The 21,849-nt window shown below is 74.2% G+C and carries 22 protein-coding genes; 12 read left to right on the forward strand and 10 right to left on the reverse strand.

From position 1 onward, the window contains the following. The first annotated feature begins 26 nt into the window (after nucleotides 1-26). Nucleotides 27-923 (forward strand): RNA polymerase sigma factor SigF, encoded by an 897-nt coding sequence (locus ABT122_RS00040; protein ID WP_351542762.1) that lies wholly within the window; start codon nucleotides 27-29, stop codon nucleotides 921-923. Between the two features lie 98 nt (nucleotides 924-1,021). Here ABT122_RS00040 and ABT122_RS00045 read toward each other — a convergent pair whose 3' ends face one another. Then, nucleotides 1,022-1,804: a sulfite exporter TauE/SafE family protein gene (locus ABT122_RS00045; RefSeq protein WP_351542765.1), complete on the reverse strand. Its 783-nt coding sequence runs from the start codon at nucleotides 1,802-1,804 to the stop codon at nucleotides 1,022-1,024. 365 nt (nucleotides 1,805-2,169) lie between these two features. On the opposite strand from ABT122_RS00045, the gene ABT122_RS00050 reads away from it, so the two are divergent. From ABT122_RS00050 to ABT122_RS00090, 9 genes are all read left to right on the forward strand, one after another. Next, the gene (locus tag ABT122_RS00050; RefSeq protein ID WP_351542768.1) at nucleotides 2,170-2,478 is read left to right on the forward strand and encodes a chaplin family protein; all 309 of its coding nucleotides are present in this window, start codon (nucleotides 2,170-2,172) and stop codon (nucleotides 2,476-2,478) included. Between the two features lie 10 nt (nucleotides 2,479-2,488). Next, nucleotides 2,489-3,760: a tetratricopeptide repeat protein gene (locus ABT122_RS00055; protein ID WP_351542771.1), complete on the forward strand. Its 1,272-nt coding sequence runs from the start codon at nucleotides 2,489-2,491 to the stop codon at nucleotides 3,758-3,760. Between the two features lie 447 nt (nucleotides 3,761-4,207). Continuing rightward, a complete protein-coding gene (locus ABT122_RS00060) occupies nucleotides 4,208-5,062 on the forward strand; it encodes an STAS domain-containing protein (RefSeq protein WP_351542774.1) in 855 nt (284 codons plus the stop codon). Beyond that, a complete protein-coding gene (locus tag ABT122_RS00065) occupies nucleotides 5,059-5,427 on the forward strand; it encodes an STAS domain-containing protein (protein WP_351542777.1) in 369 nt (122 codons plus the stop codon). The genes ABT122_RS00060 and ABT122_RS00065 overlap by 4 nt, the downstream gene beginning before the upstream one ends. Then, complete coding sequence (locus tag ABT122_RS00070; RefSeq protein ID WP_351542780.1) at nucleotides 5,424-5,846, forward strand: ATP-binding protein; 423 nt, start codon at nucleotides 5,424-5,426, stop codon at nucleotides 5,844-5,846. Before ABT122_RS00065 ends, ABT122_RS00070 begins: the two co-directional genes overlap by 4 nt. Next, nucleotides 5,834-6,901, forward strand: coding sequence for an ATP-binding SpoIIE family protein phosphatase (locus tag ABT122_RS00075; protein WP_351542783.1), 1,068 nt, complete (start codon nucleotides 5,834-5,836; stop codon nucleotides 6,899-6,901). Before ABT122_RS00070 ends, ABT122_RS00075 begins: the two co-directional genes overlap by 13 nt. Nucleotide 6,902: 1 nt before the next feature. Further along, nucleotides 6,903-8,357: a sensor histidine kinase gene (locus tag ABT122_RS00080; protein WP_351542786.1), complete on the forward strand. Its 1,455-nt coding sequence runs from the start codon at nucleotides 6,903-6,905 to the stop codon at nucleotides 8,355-8,357. Continuing rightward, nucleotides 8,354-9,958, forward strand: coding sequence for a SpoIIE family protein phosphatase (locus tag ABT122_RS00085; RefSeq protein WP_351542789.1), 1,605 nt, complete (start codon nucleotides 8,354-8,356; stop codon nucleotides 9,956-9,958). Before ABT122_RS00080 ends, ABT122_RS00085 begins: the two co-directional genes overlap by 4 nt. Nucleotides 9,959-10,040: 82 nt before the next feature. Then, nucleotides 10,041-10,826, forward strand: a complete 786-nt coding sequence (locus tag ABT122_RS00090) for a PepSY domain-containing protein (RefSeq protein ID WP_351542792.1) — start codon at nucleotides 10,041-10,043, stop codon at nucleotides 10,824-10,826. 103 nt (nucleotides 10,827-10,929) lie between these two features. On the opposite strand, the gene ABT122_RS00095 is transcribed toward ABT122_RS00090, so the two are convergent. The 4 genes from ABT122_RS00095 to ABT122_RS00110 all read right to left on the reverse strand — a co-directional run bounded on the left by ABT122_RS00095 (nucleotide 10,930) and on the right by ABT122_RS00110 (nucleotide 13,652). Next, entirely contained in the window at nucleotides 10,930-11,415 is a 486-nt protein-coding gene (locus tag ABT122_RS00095) for an SRPBCC family protein (RefSeq protein ID WP_351542795.1), read from the reverse strand. 116 nt (nucleotides 11,416-11,531) lie between these two features. Next, on the reverse strand, nucleotides 11,532-11,858 hold the full coding sequence (locus tag ABT122_RS00100; RefSeq protein ID WP_351542798.1) for a plasmid stabilization protein: 327 nt from the start codon (nucleotides 11,856-11,858) through the stop codon (nucleotides 11,532-11,534). A 129-nt stretch (nucleotides 11,859-11,987) separates the two neighbouring features. Continuing rightward, nucleotides 11,988-13,103: a glutamate--cysteine ligase 2 gene (locus ABT122_RS00105; protein ID WP_351543198.1), complete on the reverse strand. Its 1,116-nt coding sequence runs from the start codon at nucleotides 13,101-13,103 to the stop codon at nucleotides 11,988-11,990. A gap of 198 nt (nucleotides 13,104-13,301) precedes the next feature. Further along, nucleotides 13,302-13,652 carry a PRC-barrel domain-containing protein gene (locus tag ABT122_RS00110; protein WP_351542801.1) on the reverse strand — a complete coding sequence of 117 codons (351 nt, stop codon included), beginning with the start codon at nucleotides 13,650-13,652 and terminating at the stop codon, nucleotides 13,302-13,304. Between the two features lie 387 nt (nucleotides 13,653-14,039). Between ABT122_RS00110 and ABT122_RS00115 the strand changes: the two genes are divergently transcribed. Beyond that, nucleotides 14,040-14,261 carry a hypothetical protein gene (locus ABT122_RS00115; protein WP_351542804.1) on the forward strand — a complete coding sequence of 74 codons (222 nt, stop codon included), beginning with the start codon at nucleotides 14,040-14,042 and terminating at the stop codon, nucleotides 14,259-14,261. A 38-nt stretch (nucleotides 14,262-14,299) separates the two neighbouring features. On the opposite strand, the gene ABT122_RS00120 is transcribed toward ABT122_RS00115, so the two are convergent. After that, entirely contained in the window at nucleotides 14,300-15,205 is a 906-nt protein-coding gene (locus ABT122_RS00120; RefSeq protein ID WP_351542807.1) for a LysR family transcriptional regulator, read from the reverse strand. A 168-nt stretch (nucleotides 15,206-15,373) separates the two neighbouring features. Further along, the gene (locus tag ABT122_RS00125) at nucleotides 15,374-17,248 is read right to left on the reverse strand and encodes a bifunctional serine/threonine-protein kinase/glutamate ABC transporter substrate-binding protein (protein WP_502976068.1); all 1,875 of its coding nucleotides are present in this window, start codon (nucleotides 17,246-17,248) and stop codon (nucleotides 15,374-15,376) included. Nucleotides 17,249-17,488: 240 nt separating this feature from the next. On the opposite strand from ABT122_RS00125, the gene ABT122_RS00130 reads away from it, so the two are divergent. Then, nucleotides 17,489-18,328: an alpha/beta fold hydrolase gene (locus ABT122_RS00130; protein ID WP_351542811.1), complete on the forward strand. Its 840-nt coding sequence runs from the start codon at nucleotides 17,489-17,491 to the stop codon at nucleotides 18,326-18,328. 205 nt (nucleotides 18,329-18,533) lie between these two features. Here ABT122_RS00130 and ABT122_RS00135 read toward each other — a convergent pair whose 3' ends face one another. The 3 genes from ABT122_RS00135 to ABT122_RS00145 all read right to left on the reverse strand — a co-directional run bounded on the left by ABT122_RS00135 (nucleotide 18,534) and on the right by ABT122_RS00145 (nucleotide 21,509). After that, nucleotides 18,534-19,772 (reverse strand): MFS transporter, encoded by a 1,239-nt coding sequence (locus ABT122_RS00135; RefSeq protein WP_351542814.1) that lies wholly within the window; start codon nucleotides 19,770-19,772, stop codon nucleotides 18,534-18,536. A 145-nt stretch (nucleotides 19,773-19,917) separates the two neighbouring features. Beyond that, nucleotides 19,918-21,105 carry an RNA polymerase sigma factor gene (locus ABT122_RS00140; RefSeq protein ID WP_351542817.1) on the reverse strand — a complete coding sequence of 396 codons (1,188 nt, stop codon included), beginning with the start codon at nucleotides 21,103-21,105 and terminating at the stop codon, nucleotides 19,918-19,920. Next, nucleotides 21,102-21,509, reverse strand: coding sequence for a YciI family protein (locus ABT122_RS00145; protein ID WP_351543204.1), 408 nt, complete (start codon nucleotides 21,507-21,509; stop codon nucleotides 21,102-21,104). The genes ABT122_RS00140 and ABT122_RS00145 overlap by 4 nt, the downstream gene beginning before the upstream one ends. Nucleotides 21,510-21,849 lie beyond the last annotated feature (340 nt).

Raw genomic sequence — 21,849 nt, forward strand, 5'->3', positions numbered from 1 at the left:
CTCCGCTCGAAGGGAGCCTGGCCGCGATGACGAGCGTCATACCCGCCCCGTACCGTGAAGGCGCCACACACGAGCGCACCACGGGCCCCGCCCCGACCGGTGATCTCCCCAGGGTCACCGAGCCGCTCCGGATGGCACCCAAGGACGCCAAGGGCGTGTCCAAGGTCTTCTTCGACCGCCTCCAGATCCTGGAGGAGGGCACGCCCGAGTACCAGTACGCCCGCAACACCCTGATCGAGATGAACCTGTCCCTGGTGCGGTTCGCCGCGGGCCGGTTCCGCAACCGCGGCAGCGGGGAGATGGAGGACATCGTCCAGGTCGGGACGATCGGCCTGATCAAGGCGATCGACCGGTTCGACCTGAGCCGTGAGGTGGAGTTCACCACCTTCGCCATCCCCTACATCGTCGGGGAGATCAAGCGGTACTTCCGTGACTCCTCCTGGGCCGTCCATGTCCCGCGCCGGCTCCAGGAGCTGCGCACCGAGCTGGCCAAGGCCCGCGACGAACTCGCCACGGTCCTGGACCGCGACGCGACCGTCGGGGAGCTGGCCGAGTTCCTCGACCTGAGCAAGGACGAGGTCATCGAGGGCATGGTGGCCTCCAACGGCTACACCGCCGGCTCCCTCGACCTCCCGACGGCCGAGTCCGACGAGTCTCCCGCGCACTCCTCGGGAGGCCGGTCGTACGGCGATGTGCTCGGCGATGTCGACCCGGCGATGGAGCTGGTGGAGGACTTCCGCGCGCTCGCGCCGCTGCTGGAGAAGCTGGAGGACCGCGAACGGCGCATCCTGGAGATGCGTTTCGGCCAGGAGATGACCCAGGCGGCCATCGGGGCCGAGCTGAACCTCTCCCAGATGCATGTCTCCCGTCTCCTGACCCGCACCCTGGGCAGGCTCCGCGAGGGGATGCTCACCGAGCACTGAGGGACGGGCGCGGGTGGGGCGCGGCAGCGGGGCCGCGCCGGTCCGGCCGCGCGGACCGGCGCCGCTCCCCGTGTCTCGCGCCGGGCGCTTTCCTTGCCTCAGCCGAGCGCCCGGAGGGCGTAGAGGGCGCCGATCGCGGCGGCGAGCCCGCCGAGGAGGAGCCGCAGCGCCGTCTCGGGGAGATACGGCTGGACGCGGGCGCCGAGGTATCCGCCGACCAGTCCCCCGAGGCCGCAGGAGAGCCCCAGATACCAGTCCGGTGCGATCTCCCCGCCGCTGGTGAGGGAGAGCAGGGCGAAGGTGGCGGCACCGACGACCGAGGTGGCGAAGGTGGCGGCGAGGGCGGCCGGCGCGACACGGGCGACCGGCATCCCCCTGCCCACCAGAACCGGCCCCAGGAGGGAGCCGCCGCCGATGCCGTAGATGCCGCCGACCACGCCCACGGCGACGGCGAGTCCGGTGACCGTCCGCGCCGCCGGCTCGGCCGCCGGCCGGTGCCGTACCGGCCGCAGCGTGCGCAGGCACAGCCACAGGCCGAGCGGGAGCAGCAGACCGGCGATGAGGAGCCGGAAGACCGTGGGGCCGGGAAGCGCGAAGACCCGGATCGCCGCGCCGGCGACCACACCCGGGAGGGTGCCCAGGACCAGGCGCCGGGTGAGCGGACCGCGCAGGGCGCCCGTCCGCCGGTGGCGCCACAGGGCGCCGGGGCCCGCGACGACGTTGAAGAGGAGATTCGTCGGGGTGACCGCCGGGTTGGGCACGGCGAACACGCTCAGCTGCACCGGGAGCAGGAACACCGCCCCGGACACCCCGACCGGTGCTGTCACCACCGATATGAGCAGGCCGGCGGCCAGCCCGCCCAGCCCCGGCCACCAGTCCACCGCTGCCCCCGCCCCGGAATCGTCCGGCCAGTATCGGCCCGTCCGGCCCCGGTGCGGCGGACCGGCAACACGCTGTTCACGAACGGCGGGCACCGGCGCCTTCGCGGACGGGCCCGGGCGAGTCCTGGCGGGAGGCCGCGGCGGCGGACCCACCCGCTCGTACGACCCGTTGCCGGGCCGCCCGGATGCCCCGGTCACGCGGACGCCGTTCCGTCGCCCTCCCCCGTGGACCGGACCGGGTTCCACGGCCACGGTTCCGGTGACGGAAGGGTAGTTCGCTCGTTGGGCGAGGTGCGGCCCGGGTTCGTTCTGCCGGGCCGGTCCCACGGGTGCCGCGCTCGCGGCGCCGACCGAGGAGGAGCACGATGGGCTTGGACATGCGGAGCACGGGTGGCGGCGCGGGGCGTGCGGGTGTGCGGGCGGCGGTGCTGGGCGCGGTGGCCGGGGCGGCGCTGCTCCCGGCGGGCGCCGCGCACGCGAGCGTCATCGGCATCGGGAACGCGGCCTTCGGGAACGCCTGTGCCAACCAGGGCGCCGCGCAGTCGGCGGGTGCCACGGCGGCCGGCAGCGGGGCGGCGAGCGGCAACCAGGCGGGTCTGCCGCTGAGTCTGCCGCGCAACAACTGCGGCAACAGCGGCATCGTCTGCACCGCCATCATCCGGCCCAGCGTGTGACGGGGCGGCGGTGAGCGACGGGCGCCCGGCGGGCCGGGTGGAGGCGCCGGTGGCGGAGCGGGCGGTGACCGAGCTGCTGGCCCTGAGCGGGCGGGCGCTGCCCCTGCTGCGGGAGTGGGTGGCGTCGGACCCGGGGTGCGGGGTGGCCCGTGCGCTGCTGACCCTGGTGGTCGGCGACAGCCTGGACGACACCACGCTGAAGGAGGAGCTGTCGCTCGCGCACCGGGACGCGCTGGGCGCGGGTGAGCGGGAGGCGAGCCTGGTCTACGGGGTCTTCCTCCATACGCACCGGCAGTACCGGCTGACGGCCGATCATCTGGTGGCGCACTTCGCGCGGTGGCCCGCCGACGAGGAGGCGGGGCTGCTGCTGGGCGCCTTCCCCTCCTGCGAGGAGGCCGCCTACCGCACCCAGGGCGAGGTGCTGATGGAGCAGCAGGCCGCGGTGGCCGGCCCGGACAGCTGGCCGTGGATGAGCTGGCTGGCCGCGACCCGCGCCGAGCAGGGCCGGGTGCGCGAGGCGTACGAGCTGGCCGTGCACACGCTGGGGCTCTGCCCCCGCTCGGGCACGGCGGCGCACGCCCTCGCGCACGCCGAGCACGAACTGGGCGGCGGCTCCGACTCCGCCCAGTTCCTGGACCGGTGGCTCGCGACCGACCCGCAGGCGGTGCAGTCGCGGCATCTGAACTGGCATGCCGCGCTGCACTCCATCGCCTGCGGTGACTTCCCGGACGCCCGCCGGCGGGCGGACACGGCGCTGGCGGTCACGGATGTGGGCATGCGGGCCGCGACCAACTGGCGGCTGCTGCTGGCGGGGCAGACACCGGCGGGCCGGAGCGACCCGGCGCGGGTCCGGGAACTGCTCGCCGCGCCGGGCGGGATGGCGGAGGTCTTCCACACCTTCAATCTGGCGCTGGCGCTGGCCGTGGAGGCCGCCACCGACGATCTCCTTCTCCTCGCCCGCCGGGCCGCCGGCGACCCGCGCCCGGACTACCGCGATGTCCTCGCCCCGGTGGTGCGGGCGCTGGCGGAGATCACCGCGGGCCGGCCGCGCGCCGCGGTGGAGCTGCTGGAGGGCCTGGGCGGACGGACGGAGCGGATCGGCGGGGTGCGGGTGGAGCGGGAGATCGTTCAGGACACCCTCGCCCGCGCCCTCGTCGACGCCGGTGAGCCCGCCCGCGCGGCCGGGCTGCTGCACCACCGCACCACGACCCGCCGGCACCACGCGTACGAGGACCTCCTCCTCGCCCCGCGCGGCCCGGCGGTGCTGCCCCGCCCCCGCTGACCCGCCCTGGGCGCCGGCCGGCTCGATTCCCGGGTGCCCGGCCGGGAGGCCGCCGGTGCCGGACCCGCCCGGACACGGGGCCCGGTCCGCCGTCCCGGGAGCGGTGCCCTCCCCCGTCCTCCGGTCCGGGGGGGGTACGGCTCCGGGAGCCGTCGCGCCGTGCGCGGAGCCGGGGTCACGGCCAGGGACTCCGTCCACGCGGTTCCGTGCCGGGAATCCCTTTTCCGTCCCGCGCGGGGACCGGGGGCGCACCTCCCGCGCATGTGAGCACGGACACAGGAATGCGTGACCCGATCCGCGGGGTAAATGGACGAGCGCACCGCATAATCCAGCGGCAGTTCCCGACAGGTGACCGGTCGGTCAGAGGAATAGGGCCGACCGTCCGCCATGTCGTACGCTGCGCATCACGATCGCATGATCGCATCAAACGACCCTCAAGGAGTGGCCATGGTCGCGAAGCAGGATAGTTCGGCCAGGCTGGTGACCCTGCTCTCAGCAGGCGCGGAGGAACACGCTGCCCAGTGGGTTTCCCATGTTTCCCAGGGTCTGGTGGGCCGGATCAGCAAGGCCGAGCTCGACCGGGAACTGCGCGAGCTGTACGCCGCCCTGGTCGAGGCGCTGCGGGCCGGCGCCCGGGACGCCCTGGGCGAGGAGCTGTCGGAGCTGCGGGCGCTGCTCACGGAGCTGTCGCGCAACCGGGCCCGGCAGGGCTTCACGCCCAGTGAGACCGCGCTGAGCGTCTTCGCGCTCAAGCGGGTCCTGGAGCCGGTCCTCACCGACGGGACCGCCGCGGATGTCCAGGCGTATCTGCGGCTGAGCGGCCTCCTGGACGATCTGGGCCTGTTCACCATCGAGACGTACACGCGCGCGCGTGAGGAGATCATCGCGGCGCAGGCCGATCAGCTCCTCGAACTCTCCACCCCGGTGGTCAAGCTGTGGGACGGGGTGATAGCCGTGCCGCTGGTCGGCACCCTCGACTCGGCGCGGACCCAGGTGGTGATGGAGAAGCTGCTCCAGGCGCTGGTGGACACCGGCTCCGAGCAGGCGATCATCGATATCACCGGTGTTCCCGCGGTGGACACCCAGGTGGCACAGCATCTGCTGAAGACCATTGTGGCGGCCCGGCTGATGGGCGCCGAGTGCACGGTTTCCGGGATACGCCCGCAGATTGCGCAGACCATCGTGGCGCTGGGAATCGAATTCGGCGACATCGTGACAAAGGCGAGCCTCGCCGACGCCCTTCAGCTCGCACTGAAGAAGGCCGGTGTCGAGATGGTCTCCCGCAAGGACACGCTCCGATGACGGAACGCGTGCCCATCCTGCGGATCGGCGAGGTCCTGCTCGTCTCCATCCAGGTGGACCTGGACGACCAGACCGTGCTGAACCTCCAGGAGGACCTGGCGGAGCAGATCGTCGCCCGCTCCGCCCGGGGCGTGGTCATCGACATCACGGCGGTGGAGATCGTCGACTCCTTCGTCGGACGGATGCTGGCGACCATCGCCGCCATCTCGCGCATGCTGGACGCCGAGACGGTCGTCGTGGGCATGCGCCCGGCCGTCGCGATCACCCTGGTGGAACTGGGTCTGTCGCTCGGGGGCGTACGGACCGCTCTCGACCTGGAGAAGGGACTCGCCCTGCTGGGGCGGAGCAGCGCGGGCCGGGCATGAACAGTTCCTGGGCTCCCGAAGGCGAGCCGCAGACCATGCCGATCGCGGCGAACGACGATGTCGTGCGGGTGCGACGGCTCGCCCGTGAGCTGGCGCAGCGCTGCAAGCTCTCGCTGGTCGATCAGACGAAGTTCATCACCGCCGCCAGCGAACTGGCCCGCAACACCCTGGTGTACGGGGGTGGCGGGGTCGTGCGGGTGGGTCTGGTGCGGGGCATCGGACGGACCGGCGCGTGGGCGGTGTTCGAGGACTCCGGTCCGGGCATCCCCGACGTCGATCTCGCTCTCACGGACGGCTGGACCTCCGGTGGCGGGCTGGGGCTCGGGCTGAGCGGCGCACGCCGTCTCGTCGACGAGTTCCGGCTCGACACCGAGGTGGGGCGGGGCACGACCGTGACCCTGGTCAAGTGGGCACGGTGAGCGCGCCGACCGTCCTGGAGTGCGAGGACATCGCCTGGTTCCGGGACGATCCCGCGCTCCCCGCCGCCGCTCGCGGTGCCGCCGCCGCCCTGGCCCGCCGTATCGGCCTCAGCGCCCATCGCGCCTCCGAGGTCGCCCTGGCGGTCACCGAGGCGGCGACGAATCTCCAGCGGCACGCCGTCGACGGCGGGCTCCTGCTGCGGGTGCTGCGCACGGACACCAGCGCGGCGGTGGAGTTCATCACGGTGGACGCCGGTCCCGGGATGGCCGATGTGTCGACGGCCCTCTCCGACGGGGTCTCCAGCGCGGGCACGCTCGGCATCGGCCTGGGGGCGGTGGCCCGGCTCGCGGATGTCTTCGATCTCCACTCGACTCCGGGCAGGGGCACGGTGATGGTCGCCCAGTTCTGGCCCCGTGCCGGCCGGGATGTGCTCACCCCGGTCCGGCCGGACCCCGTGGCGGCGGGTCTCACCCGCCCCATCAGCGGGGAGACGGCCTGCGGCGACGCCTGGGCGGTACGGATCGACGACGGCGCCCGGGACCCGGACACCGGTCCGGCGCTGCTCGCGATCCTCTGCGACGGTCTCGGCCACGGACCGCTCGCCGCGCGCTCCAGCGAGGCCGCCATCGGCACCTTCCGCCGCACCACCGCGCGCGATCCCGAAATGATCATGCGCGAGGTCCATGGCGCGCTGCGCGGCACCCGCGGCGGCGCGGTCGCCGTCGCCCGGGTGGAACCCGGGCGGAAACGCGTGCTGCTCTGCGGGGTCGGCAATGTCAGCGCCTTCGTCGTCGGCTCCGGCGCCCGGCGGAGTCTGCTGTCCGCGCCGGGCATCGTCGGGCACCAGATCCGTACCTTCCGCACCTTCGAACAGCCGCTGGACCCGGGCGGCGCGCTGGTGCTCCACACCGACGGGCTGACCGAGCGCTGGAGCATGGACGCGATGCCGGGTCTGCTCCACCGGGGTCCGACGGTGATAGCGGCCCAGCTGCTGCGGGAGGCGGCCGTACGACGAGACGACGCGGGCATCGTCGTCGTCAAGGGAGCATGGTGAGGTGAGGACCGATGACCCCCGGCACCTCCTGACGGTGCCCATCACCTCCGTCCAGGACGTCTTCTCGCTGAGACGCAGCGGTCAGGAGGCGGCCGAATCGCTGCGGATGGAGCGGCAGGACCAGGTCCGGCTGGCCACCGCGCTCAGCGAGCTGGGCCGGGACAGGCTGGGCGCCGGCGAGCTGACCGCCGCGTTCGGGCTCCAGGAGGAGGGCGGGCCCGCCCTGGTGGTGACGTTCCAGTGGACGGCGGGCGCGGAGCCCGCGCCCGCCGCCCTGGAGCTGGCGACCCGGCTGGTGCACCGGGTCCGCCATGAGGCCGGTGTGCCGTACAGCCGGCTCGTGCTGGAGCAGCCGGTGCCGGCGGGCGTGGCCGCCGCCGACGGCCGGCGGGCTCTGCGGGAGGCGCTGCGGCGCACGGCTCCGGCCACCATGGCCGAGGACCTGCGCGCGCAGACCCGCGACCTGATCGCCACCCTGGAGGAGACCCGCGCCCAGCGGGAGGAGCTGCGCCGGCTCAACGAGGAGCTGGAGGAGACCAACCGGGGTGTCCTCGCTCTCTACACCGAGCTGTCGCAGGAGCTGGAGACCACCAACAGCGGTGTGGTCGCCCTCCACACCGAGCTGGAGGACAAGTCCCGGCAGCTGCGGGAGGCGAGTGAGGCCAAGACGCGGTTCTGGACCCATGTCAGCCATGAGCTGCGGACGCCGGTCAACGCGGTGGTCGCGCTCTCCCGGCTGCTGCTGGAGCCCGAGTCGAACGGGCTCGACGAGGAGCAGCACCGGCAGCTCTCGCTGATCTCGTCCTCGGGACAGACGCTCCTCTCGCTCGTCAACGATCTGCTGGACGTCGCCAAGGCGGAGTCCGGGCAGCTGGAGGTCCGGCTGGAAGCGGTGGATCTCCACACGCTGGTCGGTCAGCTCGGCGGGGTGCTGCGCAGCATGGTGCGCACGAGCCATGTGGTGGTGAAACTGCCCGATCTGGAGACCTTCCCCGAGGTTCAGGCGGACGAGGTGCTGCTGACCCGGATTCTGCGCAATCTGCTCTCGAACGCGCTGAAGTTCACGGAGGAGGGCGAGGTGAGTCTGACGGTCGGCACGGTCGAGGAGCCGGACGGGTGCCGGCTCGCCTTCACCGTCACCGACAGCGGGATCGGCATCCCGCAGTCGGAGCAGCGGCGGGTGTTCGAGGAGTTCTACCAGGTGCCGGGGGCCCATCAGCGGGGCCGCCCGGGCACCGGGCTCGGTCTGCCCTACGCCCGTAGGCTGACCGAGCTGCTCGGTGGCACGCTCGATCTGACCAGCGCGGAGGGCCAGGGCACCCGGGTCGAGGTGCGGCTGCCGTATCTCGCGTCCGGCACGGACACCGGCCCCCTGGACACACCGCCGGGGGCGGGTGTCCGGGTCTGCCGCCCCGTCCCCCACGGCTCGGAGCCCCGGCTGGAGAGCGGCCCGTGAACCCACTTCCGGATGACGACGCGCCGGCCACGGTCCTGGTGGTCGACGACGACGCGACGACCCGCTATGTGCTCGGCAGCTGGCTCCGGCGCGCCGGCCACACCGTCCTGGAGGCCGCCGACGGGACGGCGGGGCTCGAACTGCTGGAGCTGCCGGGGGCACCGCTCCCGGAGGCCGCGATCATCGACATCAATCTGCCGGACATGAGCGGTTTCCAGCTCTGCGCGGCGATCAAGGCGGACCCCCGCACGGCGGGTGTGCCGGTGATCCATGTGTCGGCGGTCATGCTGGGCGCCGACGATCACGCCCGGGGACTCCAGGGCGGGGCGGACGCCTATCTCAATCAGCCCATCGACCGCGACGAGCTGCTGGCCACGCTGATCGCCACCCTCCGGTACACCCGGGCCCGGCAGCGCGCGGAGCGGCTGGCCGTCCGGCTGCGGACGCTGAACCAGACGACCCTGGACGTGTACCGGGCGGTGGGTTTCCACTCCTTCGCCGCCGCCGCGACCGGCGGTGCGGCGACCCTGCTCTCCTGTCCCGCGACGGCGGTCTTCCTGACCCCGCAGGGACAGGTGGTGCACAGCATGGCCGCGGGCCCCGGGAAGCCCGCCCGGTTGCTGCCCACCCACCCCGGTGTGCTGAGCCGGGTCTCGGGCCAGGCGCTCGGCTCGGGCACCGGCGCCGAGATCGCGGACATTCCCCAGCCCCTGTGGCGGACGCTGGTGCCGTCCGACCATCTGAAGGGGGATGTCTCGCTGCTGGTGGCGCGGACGCAGCGGGGCCGCCCGGCGCTCTGTTTCGCGGTCCCGGCCGAGGCCCTGTCCGGCCCCGACGACCGGGAGCTCTTCCAGCACCTGGCGGTCGCGGGCGCGCTGGCGCTGGAGTCGCTGCGCAGCCTCGCGGAGGAGCACTCCCTGGCGCTCACCCTCCAGAAGACCTTTCTGCCGGACCGGCTCCCCACGGTGGCGGGGGTCGAGATGGCCTTCCGCTATGTGCCCGCCGGTGCCCAGGCCGAGATCGGCGGCGACTTCTACGAGGCGCTGGAGACCGCCGACGGGCTGCTGGTGGCCATCGGCGACGTGGCCGGTCACTCGCTGGCCGCCGCCACGGTGATGGGCGAGATCCGGCACGCCCTCCGCGCGTACGCCCTGGAGGGCCATCCCCCGCATCACATCCAGGACCGGCTGGAGATCCTGCTGGCGCATTCGCGCCCGGGGGTCACGGTCACCCTCTGTCTGATCCTCGTCGAACCGGGCGGACGCCGCGTCCGTCTCTCCAACGCCGGCCATATCCCGCCACTGCTCGTGGAGCCGGACGGGCGGGCGCGGTTCCTCCATGAGCACGGCCCGCTGCTGGGGCTCGGTCTCCCCCACCCGGAGCCGACGGTCCATCACACCGCCCCCGGGACCCGGCTGGTCCTGGTGACCGACGGACTGGTGGAGGAGCGCAGCCGCAACCTCGACGACAGCCTGGGCGATTTCCTGGAGGCGGTGGCGTCGGGGCCGGCCGATCCGGAGGCGCTGAGCGACATGCTGCTCCAGGCCTTCGGCACGGAGAAGGACGACGACATCGCCCTCCTCGCCCTCCGGCTGGAGTAGGGCGCGGACGGGGAGGGTCCGATCGGGTGGCGCCGCCCGGCGGGCGGGTAGGAGCGGCGGGCGAGGGGTTACGGGTGGCTGTATGCCCCTTCAGCAGAGTGGAATCCCGTCCGCGCCGGCGCCTCAGGGCTCCGGTGCGCCGCAGCCGCCCGGCTCCCTGAGGCCCGCCGCACCCGCTCGGCCGGGCCGGGCCCGCGCCGCCGCCCTGTTCTGTGCCCTCGCCGTGTCGGTGCCGCTGGTCGCCGGCTGCGGTGGCACCGGTGACGACTCGGTGGTCTCGGCGGCCGAGGACAGCCCCTCCGCCGGGGCGACACCCTCCGCGGTGGCGTCCCTCTCCCGGGAGCGGACCCAGCGCAGGGCGCTGGTGGAGTCGACGCGGGTCGGCTGGGAGAAGGCGGCGTCGACGGCCACCGGGGAGGTGCCGCAGAGCGAACTCGTCGAGCTGGACCTGGGACGCGTGCACCACGGCAGCAGCCCCTCCCCCCAGGCGTCACCGCCCCCCGGGACCCCGCGGTGGACGGCGACGGTGGCCCTCAAGGACGGCACCGCCCATGTCGTGGACATCGACGCCGTCAGCGGGAAGGTGCTGCGCTCCGGTGCCGAGCGGGACCAGGACGCGGACGACAAGCGCGAGCTGGCGGGCCTGCTCGCCCAGGCGACCCGGACCCCTCAGCAGGCCGTCGACGCGGCCACCCGGAAGCACCCCGGCACCGTCACCGGGCTTCAGCTGGGCGACAGCGACGAGAGCGGCGACAACGTCGTCGTCTGGGAGACCGAGGTGGCCGACACCGGCGACTGGACGGAGGCCGATGTCGAGATCGACGCGGCCAGCGGGAAGGTCCTGCGGGAACGGATCGACCAGGACTGACGGCCCGCCCGGAGGAGGTGCGGCCGGTTCCCGGCGCCACCGGGGGCGAAGCCGCCGGCGCGTGACCGGCGCGGAGCGCGTGCCGCCTCCGGTTCCCCGGTCCTCACGCGCGGGACGAGGCACCCGGCTGTGGCCGGGGCCTCTCGCCCGGGGCACGGGGCGACCGCTCGACGACCTCGGCGAGCCGGCCGAGCATCCGGCGGTGCCGGAGCTGGAGCAGGGCGTCGAACGCCGCGTTGTGGAGATGGCCGCCGGGTCCGCGCAGCGGGTGCTCATCGACGACGACCAGGGTGTGTTCGCCCCAGGGCCGCACCTCGATGGCGATCCGGGCGGTGCCCAGCCGCCCGCTGTCGGCCTCCAGCTCGATGCGGTGGGGCGGCTCCACGTCCCGCACGGTCGTCTTCCCGCTCCCGGACCAGGGGCCGAGGCGGATGGTGTACTCGATCGTGGCGCCGAGCCGGGGCCAGTCGCTCCCGTCCTCCCGGGAGGCGTCCGGCCCGACGACCCACTCGCCGTAGCGGGACCCGTCGGCGAGCACCGCCCACACCGCCTCGGGCGGCCTGCGGATCAGCCGGTGACGTACGGCCATGGGGTCCTCCAGCGAGTCGAGGGGGAAGGTTCACGGGCGGGTACCCGGTCCGGGCGGCGGAATGCGGGGCGCGCCCGGACCGGTGGCGGCCCGCCCCCGGGGTCCGGGCGGACGGGTCAGCGGCCCAGGGCCCGGGCGAGCTGCTGCTTGTTCATGGTGGAGCGGCCGTCGATGTTCCGCTTCTTCGCCTCGGCGTAGAGCTGGTCCTTCGTGGGTCCCTGCGCTCCGCTGTGCGAGCGCAGTCCACCGCGCTGGGAGGCGGACTTCGGGTCCCGGGTGGAGGTCCGGCTCGCCGTCTTCGACTCCCCGGCCCGCGCCCGCTCCTTGTTCACCGTGCGGGCCGCGATCTCCTTCGCCCGGCCCGCCGGTTCACCGCGCCTGCGCGCGCTCTCCTTGACGTGCTCGTACTGACGCTCCCGCTTGGGGCTCGATCCTGCCGGCATGGTCCTGCTCCTTCGCTCTCGCGCGGGCGGGCCCGGGCGGGCCCGCGACAACGGGTGCCCGGCGCGGCCGCCCGCCGTCCGCGCCGTCGGGCACCCGGTTCCATACGACGCCCGCCACCCCCGGGCGCGCTAACCGGGAGAGCCATACGGTGGCTGTCCGAGGGTGCGCCGGGCACACGCGCCGACCAGGGCGCGCAGCTCACCGGTGCCGGCCAGCAGCTCGCGCTGGACGTGCGCGCCGCTGCCCGTCCTGAGCAGCGCGGCCAGCGCCTCCCGGACGGCCGGCAGATCGCCGCTGTCGTCCAGCGCGTCCCGTACGTGCTCGAAGAGCGCGCGCACCACCGCCTCGGCGGGTGCGGGCCGCATGGTGAGGGGGTGGAGCAGCCGGTCCTCAAGACCCGACCGGGCGGCCCGCCACGCGGCCAGCCGCAGCACCTCCACCCGCTGCCGGGACGGCGGCAGCCCCTCTTTCCACTCGCGGGCGGCGGTCTCCACCAGGGCGCGGGCCAGGGTGGCGATGAGGACCGTGGTGGAGGAGTCCAGACAGACATCGGCGACCCGGATCTCGACCGTGGGGTACGAGGCGGAGAGACGGGCGTCGAAGTAGATCATCCCCTCGTCCAGCAGCGCACCGGTGCCGACCATGTCCCGTACCTGCTCGTGGTACCGCTCGGCCGAGCCGAAGAGTTCCACCGGGCCCGCCGAGGGCCACCGTCCCCACACCCGGCTGCGGTAGCTGGCGTATCCGCTGTCCTGGCCCTGCCAGAAGGGCGAGTTCGCGCTCAGCGCGAGGAGCACGGACAGCCAGGGCCTGATCCGGTCCAGAACCGCGACACCCTCCTCGTCGGACTCCACCGACACATGCACATGGCAGCCGCAGGTGAGCTGCTCCTGTGTGGTCAGTCCGAAGTGCTCCTCCAGCCAGCGGTGCCGCTCCCCGAAACCGATCGAGGGGCTGACCGGCAGCGGAGAGGTCCCGAGCGCGGCGACGGACGCCCCGAGCCGTTCCGCGTGGCGGGACGCCTCGGCCCGGCAGCGGTCGATCTCGGCCGCCAGCTCACCCATGTCGGTCTGCGGCCGGGTGGCGAACTCCACCTGCTCCCGGTGCAGCTCCGCCTCGAAGACCTCCTCCTGCCCGCCGGCCTCCCGCGAGGCGGCGGCCAGCACCGCCGTCGCCAGCGCCCTCGGCTCACCACTGACGGCGTCCACCAGGAGCAGCTCCTCCTCGACACCCACACTCCGCACCACGGCAACCTCCCGGCCCCCGGCGCGGGCCCGTCCCAGGGCACGGCTCGGGGGCACTTCTCATGATCGGCACCGGCCAGGAGACCACATCCCCCGGCTCGGCCGCTGCTCCCGCAGCCCCGCGTCGGCGTCCTGACGCGCGACGGGCGGTACGGCGATCGGCGCCCCGGCGGCGGTCACCCGCCGCCGGGGCGGTCGTCACGCGCGCGGCGGCCAGTAGTGGGCGGCGAGCAGATCGCGGTAGCCGCTGTCGCCGAGGTGTGTCTCGCGGTGGAACTCGGGGGCGCGCTTGATCTGGTCCCTCGTCCGGTCGACGTGGACGCTCTTCTCCACCAGGTCGATCCGGGTGACGGCGCCGGCCGGAATGAGGACCTCCTTGCCGAAGATCCACGGACCCGTGTCCACGACCAGGCAGGCGGCGTCCACGTCCTCGGTGTGCTTGTCGACCTTGCCGATGGCACCGTCCACGGCCTCGACCCGGAAGCCGTTGAGGTCGGAGCCGGCGGTGTAGCCGGCCAGGGACGAGTAGTTCCAGGGGTGCACACTCATGACGGGTTCCTCTCTGCGTGATGTAGGGGAGAGCGGGGACGGCGGCCGTCCGGCCGATCCCTCCGCCGGTGGCGCCCGGCGCCCGCTTCCCGCCTCGGCCTGCGCCTGCCCCGCTCCGGGCGGAGCATGCCTGGGCACCGGTCCGGGAGAGGACCGACCGGCTGTCGGCGGACTCACCCTGACCCGGGCGGCGCGGCCGGAGAGGTGGATGAGTGTCCGTACGGATTCCGGCGAGGGCTCGCCCGTGGCCCCCTGTTGACCATGCAGAGAATGTCCCCGCACCGTCATCCGCATGCGCAACCGGGTCCGCGTCCGGGCCGCCGGGCCGCCCGCGCCGGCACCCGCGATCAGCGGTGGCGGCCGGCCGTCCGCCCGGATCGGGCTGGTGTGTCCGGCGTCGGCATGCCGGCGCAGTGCGCTCGGGCCGAGAGCTGTGGGAAACCGCCGCGTGAGCCGGAGTACCCCGCCTGGGCGGCGTTCTCGGTCAGCGCCGCCGCCGGGCTGTTCGCCTCCTTCGCGCCGCGCCGGTTCCGCTGGAGCCAGTGGGCCCGGCCGGGCGCCACCCCGCTGCGTCCGGGGGCGATGGCGGTGTCCGCCGCGATGGTGTGAACGGCCCCCCTCGCCGGGGTGACCGCCCGGCGGGTCCCTCATCCGGCGGCTTCGGACCCGGCCCCCGGTTCGTCCGACTCCGACCACATCTCGAGAAACGCCCGCAGGGGCGGATTCATCTGGTTGTCCAGCCGCCAGGCGAAGACCTTGTTGAAGGAGATGGCGGGGATCAGCGGGACCGCGACGACCCGACTGTCGGCGGAGAGCGCGGGACTGGAGTGGGGAACCAGCGCGATGCCGACCTTCTCGACGACCAGGGCGAGTTGGAGGGCCACGTTGTTCGTCGCGTACGCGATCTCGAAGGGCAGGCCCCGGGCGGCGAAGGCCTCGCTGATGAAGCCGTGGACGCCGCTGTCGGGTCCATAGGTGATCACCGGCGCCTTCGACACCTCGTCGAGGGTCAGCGGCCGGTCCGCCGAGCCGCCGGCGGGGAGAGCGGCGACGATCCAGTCCCGCAGCAGAACACAGGAGCCGAGGATCTCGGAGAGGTCCTCCCTGGGCTCCGCCATGACCGCCCCGTCCAGGGTGCCGTTGCGGACGGCTGCCAGCAGGGAGGGGCTCGACTGCCCCGTCACATCGACCGTGACCCCGGGGTGGCGCCGGTGGTACTCCCCCAGCAGATAGGGGAAGCGGGTGGCCTCCAGACCACCGACCGTTCCGAGCGCGAGCGAGCCGCCGAGGCGCCCGGCACGGCCGGCGAACTCCAGGGAGGCGGCCTTCGCGGCGGCCAGCGCGGCCCGGGCGTGCGGTAAGAGGGCGGCGCCACCGGCGGTGAGGACGACACGTCTGGGCCCTCGGTCGAACAGCGGCTCGCCCAGTTCCCTCTCCAGGCCCTGGATCTGCTGACTGATCGCGGGTTGGACGACATGGCAGCGCGCGGCGGCCTTGGTGAAGGACCCTTCTTCCGCCACAGCAACGAAGTACTCAAGCGTCCGAAGCTCCATGCCGTCGACGTTAGCAAGAACGCGATCGGCGCCGGGGCCGCTCCGTGGTCGGCTCCACCCTCCGGTGGCTGCTTTTCACCACGCGCGCGGAGAACCGAACGGCCTTTCCCCCGGCCCTGGTTGACGCCGCACCGTCCCGGAGCGGGCGCGGATCGCGCGGCGCGGAGGTCAGGACCGAGGTGTCTCCCGCTGGAGCAGCGGCAGGTGCTTCCGCAGTGCCTTCCGCCAGGAGCCGTCCGTCTCCATCCGCTCCAGCGCGGCCTGGATACCGGCCTTGTGGTGGCTGTTCCTCGGGATGCCGATCCCGTACCGCTCCTCGGTGAGCCGGAAGCCGCCGAGCCGGTAGGCGTCCGGCTTCTGGGAGGCGTAACCGGCGAGGATGGCGTCGTCGGCGGTGACCGCGTCCACCACGCCGTTCGCCAGATCGGTCAGACACCGCGCGTAGGTGTCGCGCCCCTCGGTCAGGGCCCCGGGGGCGACCCACGCCTGGAGAGCGGCCACCGCGGACGAGCCCACCACCGCGCAGACCTTCTTGCCGTTGAGGTGGGCGGGTCTGCTGATGGCGACATTGTCCACGCTCAGCAGGACATCCTGCCGGGCCACCAGGTAGGGGCCGACGAAATCGACCGTCTCCCGGCGCTTGTCGGTGATCGCGTAGGTGGCCACGATGAAGTCGGTGTCGCCGCTCAGGAGCATGTTCTCCCGCTCGGAGCCGCTCGCCTCCTTCCAGATGATGTCGGCGGGGCGGTAGCCGAGGGCCCGGGCGACATAGGTCGCCACGGCCACGTCGAACCCCTGGTACCCGCCGTTCCCGTCCCTGAGCCCGATGCCTGGCTGGTCGAACTTGATTCCGATGCTGATCCTCTCCGGGCCGGGCCCCTCGCCCGATCCGGCGGAACGGCCGCCGCCACCGGCTCCGGCTCCGGCGCTGTTCGTGCCGCCGTCCGGAAGCAGGGTCCACAGCAGGACGGCACCGAGCGGCACCGCGACGAAGGCCGCCGTGTACGCCCGGACGCGCCGCCCCCGGATCGGCGTCCGCCCCGGGGGCGGGGTCGGCGCCGGGGGCGGGGTCGGCGCCGGGGGCGGGGTCGGCGCCGGAACGGGCTCCGGTTCCGGTTCCGGCTCGGGCTCACGTTCCGGTTCCGGTTCCGGTTCCGGGGAGGCGACGGCCGGGGGCGCGAGGGGATACGAGGTCACCGGGCCGGCCTCGGACACGGGGGCCTCCGACTCCACCCGCGCCAGCAGGGAGTCCAGCGCCTCCGCGTCCGGCCGCGCCGCCGGGTCCCGTACCAGCACGGCCATCAGCGCCCCGGCCAGCGGTCCGGCCGCGCGCGGCGGCGGGACGTCCTCGCCGAGCACCGCCGCGAGGGTGGCCAGGGCATTCGCCCGGCGCAGCGGGTTCCGTCCCTCCACCGCCACGTACAGCGTCAGGGCCAGCGACCAGAGGTCGGCCGCCGCTCCGCCGGCGTCGCCGCCGACGCGCTCGGGAGCCATGTAGTCGGGCGTGCCGATGACGGAGCCGGTGGCGGTGAGCACGGTGGAGCCCTGGATCTCCGCGATGCCGAAGTCGGTGAGGACCGGACGGCCGTCCGGCCGCAGCAGGACGTTCGCGGGCTTGATGTCCCGGTGCCGGATGCCCGCGGCGTGCGCGGCGCGCAGTCCGGCCAGCACCCCCCGGCCCACGCCGGCGGCCTCCCCCGGTGTGAGGGCGCCGCGGTTCAGGCGGTCCTGGAGCGAGCCCCCGGTGACCAGTTCCATGACGATCCACGGATAGCCCCCCTCGCCCAGGTCCACGATGTGATGGATCGTGACGACTCCGGGGTGGTCGACACGAGCCAGGGCCCGCGCCTCCCGCAGCACCCGGGCGCGCAGGGCCCGGGCGCCCTCGGGGTCGTACTCGGCCAGCGACGGGTCCGGCGGACGGACCTCCTTGAGCGCCACCTCCCGGTGCAGCATCAGATCCCGCGCCCGCCACACCAGCCCCATGCCACCACCGCCGAGCCGCGCCAGCAGCTCGAAGCGGCCGTCGATCACCCGTGCCACGCACTCCCCCTCAACGCCCCTGCGGGAGAGGCGGATACCCACACCGCGGGCCCCGCCCCGCCCGGTCCGACAGCACCCGCCCGACTGTCCCACACCCGGTACCGGTCCACGACCGCAATCCGGCGGACGGGTTCCGCCGGCGGTGTCCACGGCCGTCCGGGGGTCATGGGAGTGCGCGGACCGGGAAGGCTCGTGATCAAGCCCGGCCGAGCCGGGGAACAGCCGAGAGGATGAGCGCCCGTGAGTGCATGGCAGCTGACCGAGACCTTCCCCAGCACCTCGGGCGAGGTCCGCTGGGACAGCCTCGGAGAACCCGGCCGGGACCCGGTCGTCCTGCTCCACGGCACGCCCTTCTCCTCCTATGTCTGGCGCGCTGTCGCCCGCGCGCTCGCCCGGCGCCACCAGGTCTTCGTCTGGGACATGCCCGGCTACGGAAGCTCGGAGAAGTCCGCCGGGCAGGATGTCTCCCTGGCCGCCCAGGGCCGGGTCTTCACCGAGCTGCTCACCCACTGGGGCCTGGTGGAGCCGCTGGTGGCCGCCCATGACTTCGGCGGGGCCGTCGCTCTGCGGGCGCATCTGCTGCACGGCGTCCGCTACCGCGCCCTCGCGCTGGTGGACCCGGTGGCCCTGGCGCCGTGGGGGTCCCCGTTCTTCCGTCTCGTCGGCGAGCACCCCGAGGTCTTCGAGCGGCTGCCGCCGGCGCTGCACCGGGCGCTGGTGCGCGAGTACATCAGCTCGGCCAGCAGCCCCGGCCTCCATCCGGCGGTTCTCGACCGGCTGGCCCGGCCCTGGCTGGACGCGCCGGGCCAGGCCGCCTTCTACCGGCAGATCGCCCAGGCCGACCAGCTCCACACCGACGAGGTGCAGGAGCGGTACGGCGAGATCTCCGTACCGACGCTGGTGTGCTGGGGCCAGGACGACACCTGGATTCCCCCGGCCCGGGGGGAGGAGCTGGCGGCGCTCATCCCGGGCGCCCGGCTCGAACGCGTCGCGGGTGCGGGCCATCTCGTCCAGGAGGACGCGCCCGCCGAGCTGACCTCGGCGCTTCTCGCCTTCCTCCGGGAGCCGCACCGGCCCTGACGGCGAAACGGCTCCCTCCGGCGCCATCGAGGCGCGCCTCCGACGCGGGCATCGCCCCGCCGGCGGGCGGACCTCCCGGCGTCCCCGGCCCCTCACGGAGGACGGTCCGGACACCGCTGGACGGTCCGTCCTCCGTGGGGGGCGGGCCCGCCGCCTGTCGGCGCGCACGCCCCGCGCGGGCGGTTCCCGGGGGGTGGCGCGGCTCCTACCGGCGGTCCGCCGGGGCGTCCGCCGAAGGGTCCGCCGGGGCGTCCTCCTCCGTCGGGGGCCGGCGGAGCAGATACAGCCCGACGCCCAGGGCGAGGAGTGTCACCACGGCCGTGAAGACCAGGCCCGCGCCCCGCAGCCCCAGCGGAATCGTCAGCGCGCCCACCCCGACCACGGGTACCGCGATTCCGGTGTAGGCGACGACGAAGAACGCCGAGATGGTCCCGCCCCGGTGCTCGCGCGGCGCGGCGTCGCCGACCGCCGTCAGACCGGCCCGGAAGGCGAGCCCCTGGCCGAAGCCTCCGGCGAGCGCGCCGGCCAGCAGCAGGGGCAGCGACTCCCCCCACAGGGACGCGCCCACCAGGAGGAGCCCGCCCACCAGGATCAGACACCCGGCGGGCAGCGACCGGCGCACGCCCAGCCGCCCGGTCGCCAGTTGTCCCAGGGTGGAGGCGAGAAACGCGGAGAAGGCCACGGCCCCGGACAGGGCGAGATCGTCGATCCCCAGCGTCTCGGCGACAAAGCTCGGGGCGACGGCGGTGAAGAGCCCGAGCAGCGAGAAGCCCGCGAAGGCCGCGATCGCCGCCGAGGGGAACACGGCACGCGCCCGCGGTGCCACGGCCATCCCCTGGGGCCGTCCGCGGGGCAGCCGGCGGGTGGGGGAAACGGTCTCGGGCAGCAGCCGGGCCGGGACCAGGGCGAGGGCCACCAGCGCCAGATGGACCGCGAAGGGCAGCCGCAGGGGTGCCGGGGCGTACTCCGCGAGGACTCCGGCCAGCAGCGTGCCACAGCCCAGACCGCCCATGTTGGCGGCGGTGGCGGCGAACCCGGCGCGTGCCGCGCGGCCCGGCGGGGCGAGTTCCAGGACGGCGGCGGTCGCCGCGCCGGTGAGGAGTCCGGCCGAGAACCCCGAGAGCAGCCGGCCCGCGAAGAGCGGCGGCAGCCCGGCCTCGAACAGGAAGCACAGATCGGCGGCGGCGGCGAACCCGAGGGCGCAGAGGATGACGGGGCGCCGGCCCACCTGGTCGGAGTAGTCGCCCGCCAGCAGGAGGGAGGTGATGACACCCACCGCGTACACGGCGAACACCACCGTCACCATCAGTTCGGAGAACCCGATCTGGGCGCGGTACATCCCGTACAGCGGTGTCGGCAGGGTGGTACCGGCCATGCCCACGGCGAACACCGCCGCCGCGACGAGGTACCCGGGGCGCCGGCTCCCGCGGTGAGGTGCGGCCATGCGGGCACCGTACGGCCCGCCGTGCGGAATCCGCCGCACCGGACGGCCGTCCCCGGCGGCGACCAGCCATCCGGCCCCACCGGGCGGGCCCCGGCGGATACCGGCAGCGGGGGTTTCCGGCCAGGGGGCGACGGCGGGGCGGGGTTCAGAGGCGCCCTCGGGCGTTGAGCCGGGCGGCGCGGCGCGTCAGATGGTCGCGCTCGGCGAGGCTGGGGGCCCGGCGGGCCGCCTCGGCGTAGAGCCGGGCCGCCGTCGCGAGGTCGCCGTCGCGCTCGTGGAGGTACGCCGCCACCGCGGTGTGACGGGGCACGGGCTCCCCCGGGCCCGCCGGGCCCGGGGAGGATTCCTCCAGCGCCGCGAGCGCCGCCAGGCCGGCGCGCGGTCCCTCCGCCTCGCCGACGGCGACCGCGCGGTTGAGCCGGACGACCGGGCTGTCGGTGAGGCGCACCAGTTCGTCGTACCACTCGACGATCTGCGCCCAGTCGGTCTCCTCGACGGTGGGCGCGTCGGCGTGGAGTGCCGCGATGGCGGCCTGGGCCTGGAACTCCCCCAGCCGGTCGCGGGCGAGTGCCGCCCGCAGGATGCCGATGCCCTCGGCGATCGCCCGGGTGTCCCACCGGCCCCGGTCCTGCTCGGCGAGCGGCACCAGAGCGCCGTCGGGCGTGGTCCGCGCGGCGCGCCGGGCGTGGTGGAGCAGCATGAGGGCCAGCAGTCCGGCCGGCTCGGGGTGGTCGATCGCCGCGGCGAGCTGCCGGGTGAGCCGGATGGCCTCGGCGGCGAGGTCGATGTCGCCGGAGTGGCCCTCGTTGAAGACCAGGTAGAGGACGCGCAGCACGGTGGCGACATCGCCGGGCCGGTCGAACCGCACGCCGGAGACGGTGCGCTTGGCGCGGCTGATGCGCTGGGCCATCGTCGCCTCGGGCACCAGGTAGGCCCGGGCGATCTGGCGGGTGGTCAGCCCGCCGACGGCGCGCAGGGTGAGCGCGGCGGCGGAGGACGGTGTCAGCGACGGGTGGGCGCAGAGGAAGTAGAGCCGGAGCGTGTCGTCCACCGAGGGCGCGGGCCCGGGCTCCGGCTGCTCGTCGACGAGCTCCTCGCGTCTGCGGCGCGCGGTGTCCGCGCGGGCCGCGTCGAGGAACTTGCGCCAGGCGACGGTGACCAGCCAGCCCTTCGGGTCCCGGGGCCGGCCGTCCGGCCAGACGCGGACCGCCTCGACCAGCGCGTCCTGTACGGCGTCCTCGGCCGCCGCGAAGTCGGCTCCGCGGCGGACGAGGATGCCGAGCACGCTCGGTGTGAGGCTTCTGAGCAGGGCCTCGTCCCCTTCGGTGGTCACTCGGTGACGGTGGGCGGCTCGGTGAGGAACGGACGCAGTTCGAGCCACTCGTGGATCGGCCTCCCGCCCGCCCCGGGGGCCGCCGACAGCTCTCCGGCCAGTGCGACGGCGCGCTCGTAGCTGTCGACATCGATCACCATCCAGCCGGCGATCAGATCCTTGGTCTCGGCGAACGGGCCATCGGTGACGGGCGGGCGGCCCTCGCCGTCGTACCGGACGAAGGTGCCCTCGGGGGCGAGCGCCTGGCCGTCGACGAACTCGCCGGTGCCTTCGAGCCGGGCGGCGAAGTCGTTCATGTACCGCACATGGTCGGTGATCTCCTCGGGTGTCCACTGGTCCATGGGCACGTCATTGACCGCGGCCGGGGCGCCCCGGTAGTGCTTGAGCAGCAGGTACTTGGCCATGGTGTCTCTCTCCTCGGTGCTGGTGCGACCCATCCTGGCCGCCTTCACCCCGGGGACGGAGCCGGACACGGGTTCTCGACATCGCGGACAGGGAAATTCTCCGGTTCTCTGTCGCGGAGGCGGGGGCGGGCCCTGCCCCGGGGGCTCGGGACCCCCGGTCCAGGCCCGGCGGGCCCTGAGGGTGCGGGTCCTCCGGGTCCTCCGGGTCCGGGGCCTCCGGATCGCGGGCCCGGGGCCTCCGGTCCCGTCAGCGGGCTCCCTTGACACTCACGATTCAGGAGTTCTACGTTCCTGGGCACGTGAGAGCGCTTTCCCCCGCTCCTCACCCCCAGGACTCCGA

The organism is Streptomyces sp. NPDC001985 (assembly GCF_040296845.1).
Lineage (GTDB): Bacteria > Actinomycetota > Actinomycetes > Streptomycetales > Streptomycetaceae > Streptomyces.

What these genes read in the sequence shown, in the direction of transcription:
- ABT122_RS00120 (WP_351542807.1), bottom strand. Translation starts at nt 15,205, where the DNA reads ATGGAGCTTCGGACGCTTGAGTACTTCGTTGCTGTGGCGGAAGAAGGG.
- ABT122_RS00060 (WP_351542774.1), top strand. Translation starts at nt 4,208, where the DNA reads ATGGTCGCGAAGCAGGATAGTTCGGCCAGGCTGGTGACCCTGCTCTCA.
- ABT122_RS00065 (WP_351542777.1), top strand. Translation starts at nt 5,059, where the DNA reads ATGACGGAACGCGTGCCCATCCTGCGGATCGGCGAGGTCCTGCTCGTC.
- ABT122_RS00095 (WP_351542795.1), bottom strand. Translation starts at nt 11,415, where the DNA reads ATGGCCGTACGTCACCGGCTGATCCGCAGGCCGCCCGAGGCGGTGTGG.
- ABT122_RS00040 (WP_351542762.1), top strand. Translation starts at nt 27, where the DNA reads ATGACGAGCGTCATACCCGCCCCGTACCGTGAAGGCGCCACACACGAG.
- ABT122_RS00100 (WP_351542798.1), bottom strand. Translation starts at nt 11,858, where the DNA reads ATGCCGGCAGGATCGAGCCCCAAGCGGGAGCGTCAGTACGAGCACGTC.
- ABT122_RS00090 (WP_351542792.1), top strand. Translation starts at nt 10,041, where the DNA reads ATGCCCCTTCAGCAGAGTGGAATCCCGTCCGCGCCGGCGCCTCAGGGC.
- ABT122_RS00050 (WP_351542768.1), top strand. Translation starts at nt 2,170, where the DNA reads ATGGGCTTGGACATGCGGAGCACGGGTGGCGGCGCGGGGCGTGCGGGT.
- ABT122_RS00110 (WP_351542801.1), bottom strand. Translation starts at nt 13,652, where the DNA reads ATGAGTGTGCACCCCTGGAACTACTCGTCCCTGGCCGGCTACACCGCC.
- ABT122_RS00145 (WP_351543204.1), bottom strand. Translation starts at nt 21,509, where the DNA reads ATGGCCAAGTACCTGCTGCTCAAGCACTACCGGGGCGCCCCGGCCGCG.
- ABT122_RS00070 (WP_351542780.1), top strand. Translation starts at nt 5,424, where the DNA reads ATGAACAGTTCCTGGGCTCCCGAAGGCGAGCCGCAGACCATGCCGATC.
- ABT122_RS00135 (WP_351542814.1), bottom strand. Translation starts at nt 19,772, where the DNA reads ATGGCCGCACCTCACCGCGGGAGCCGGCGCCCCGGGTACCTCGTCGCG.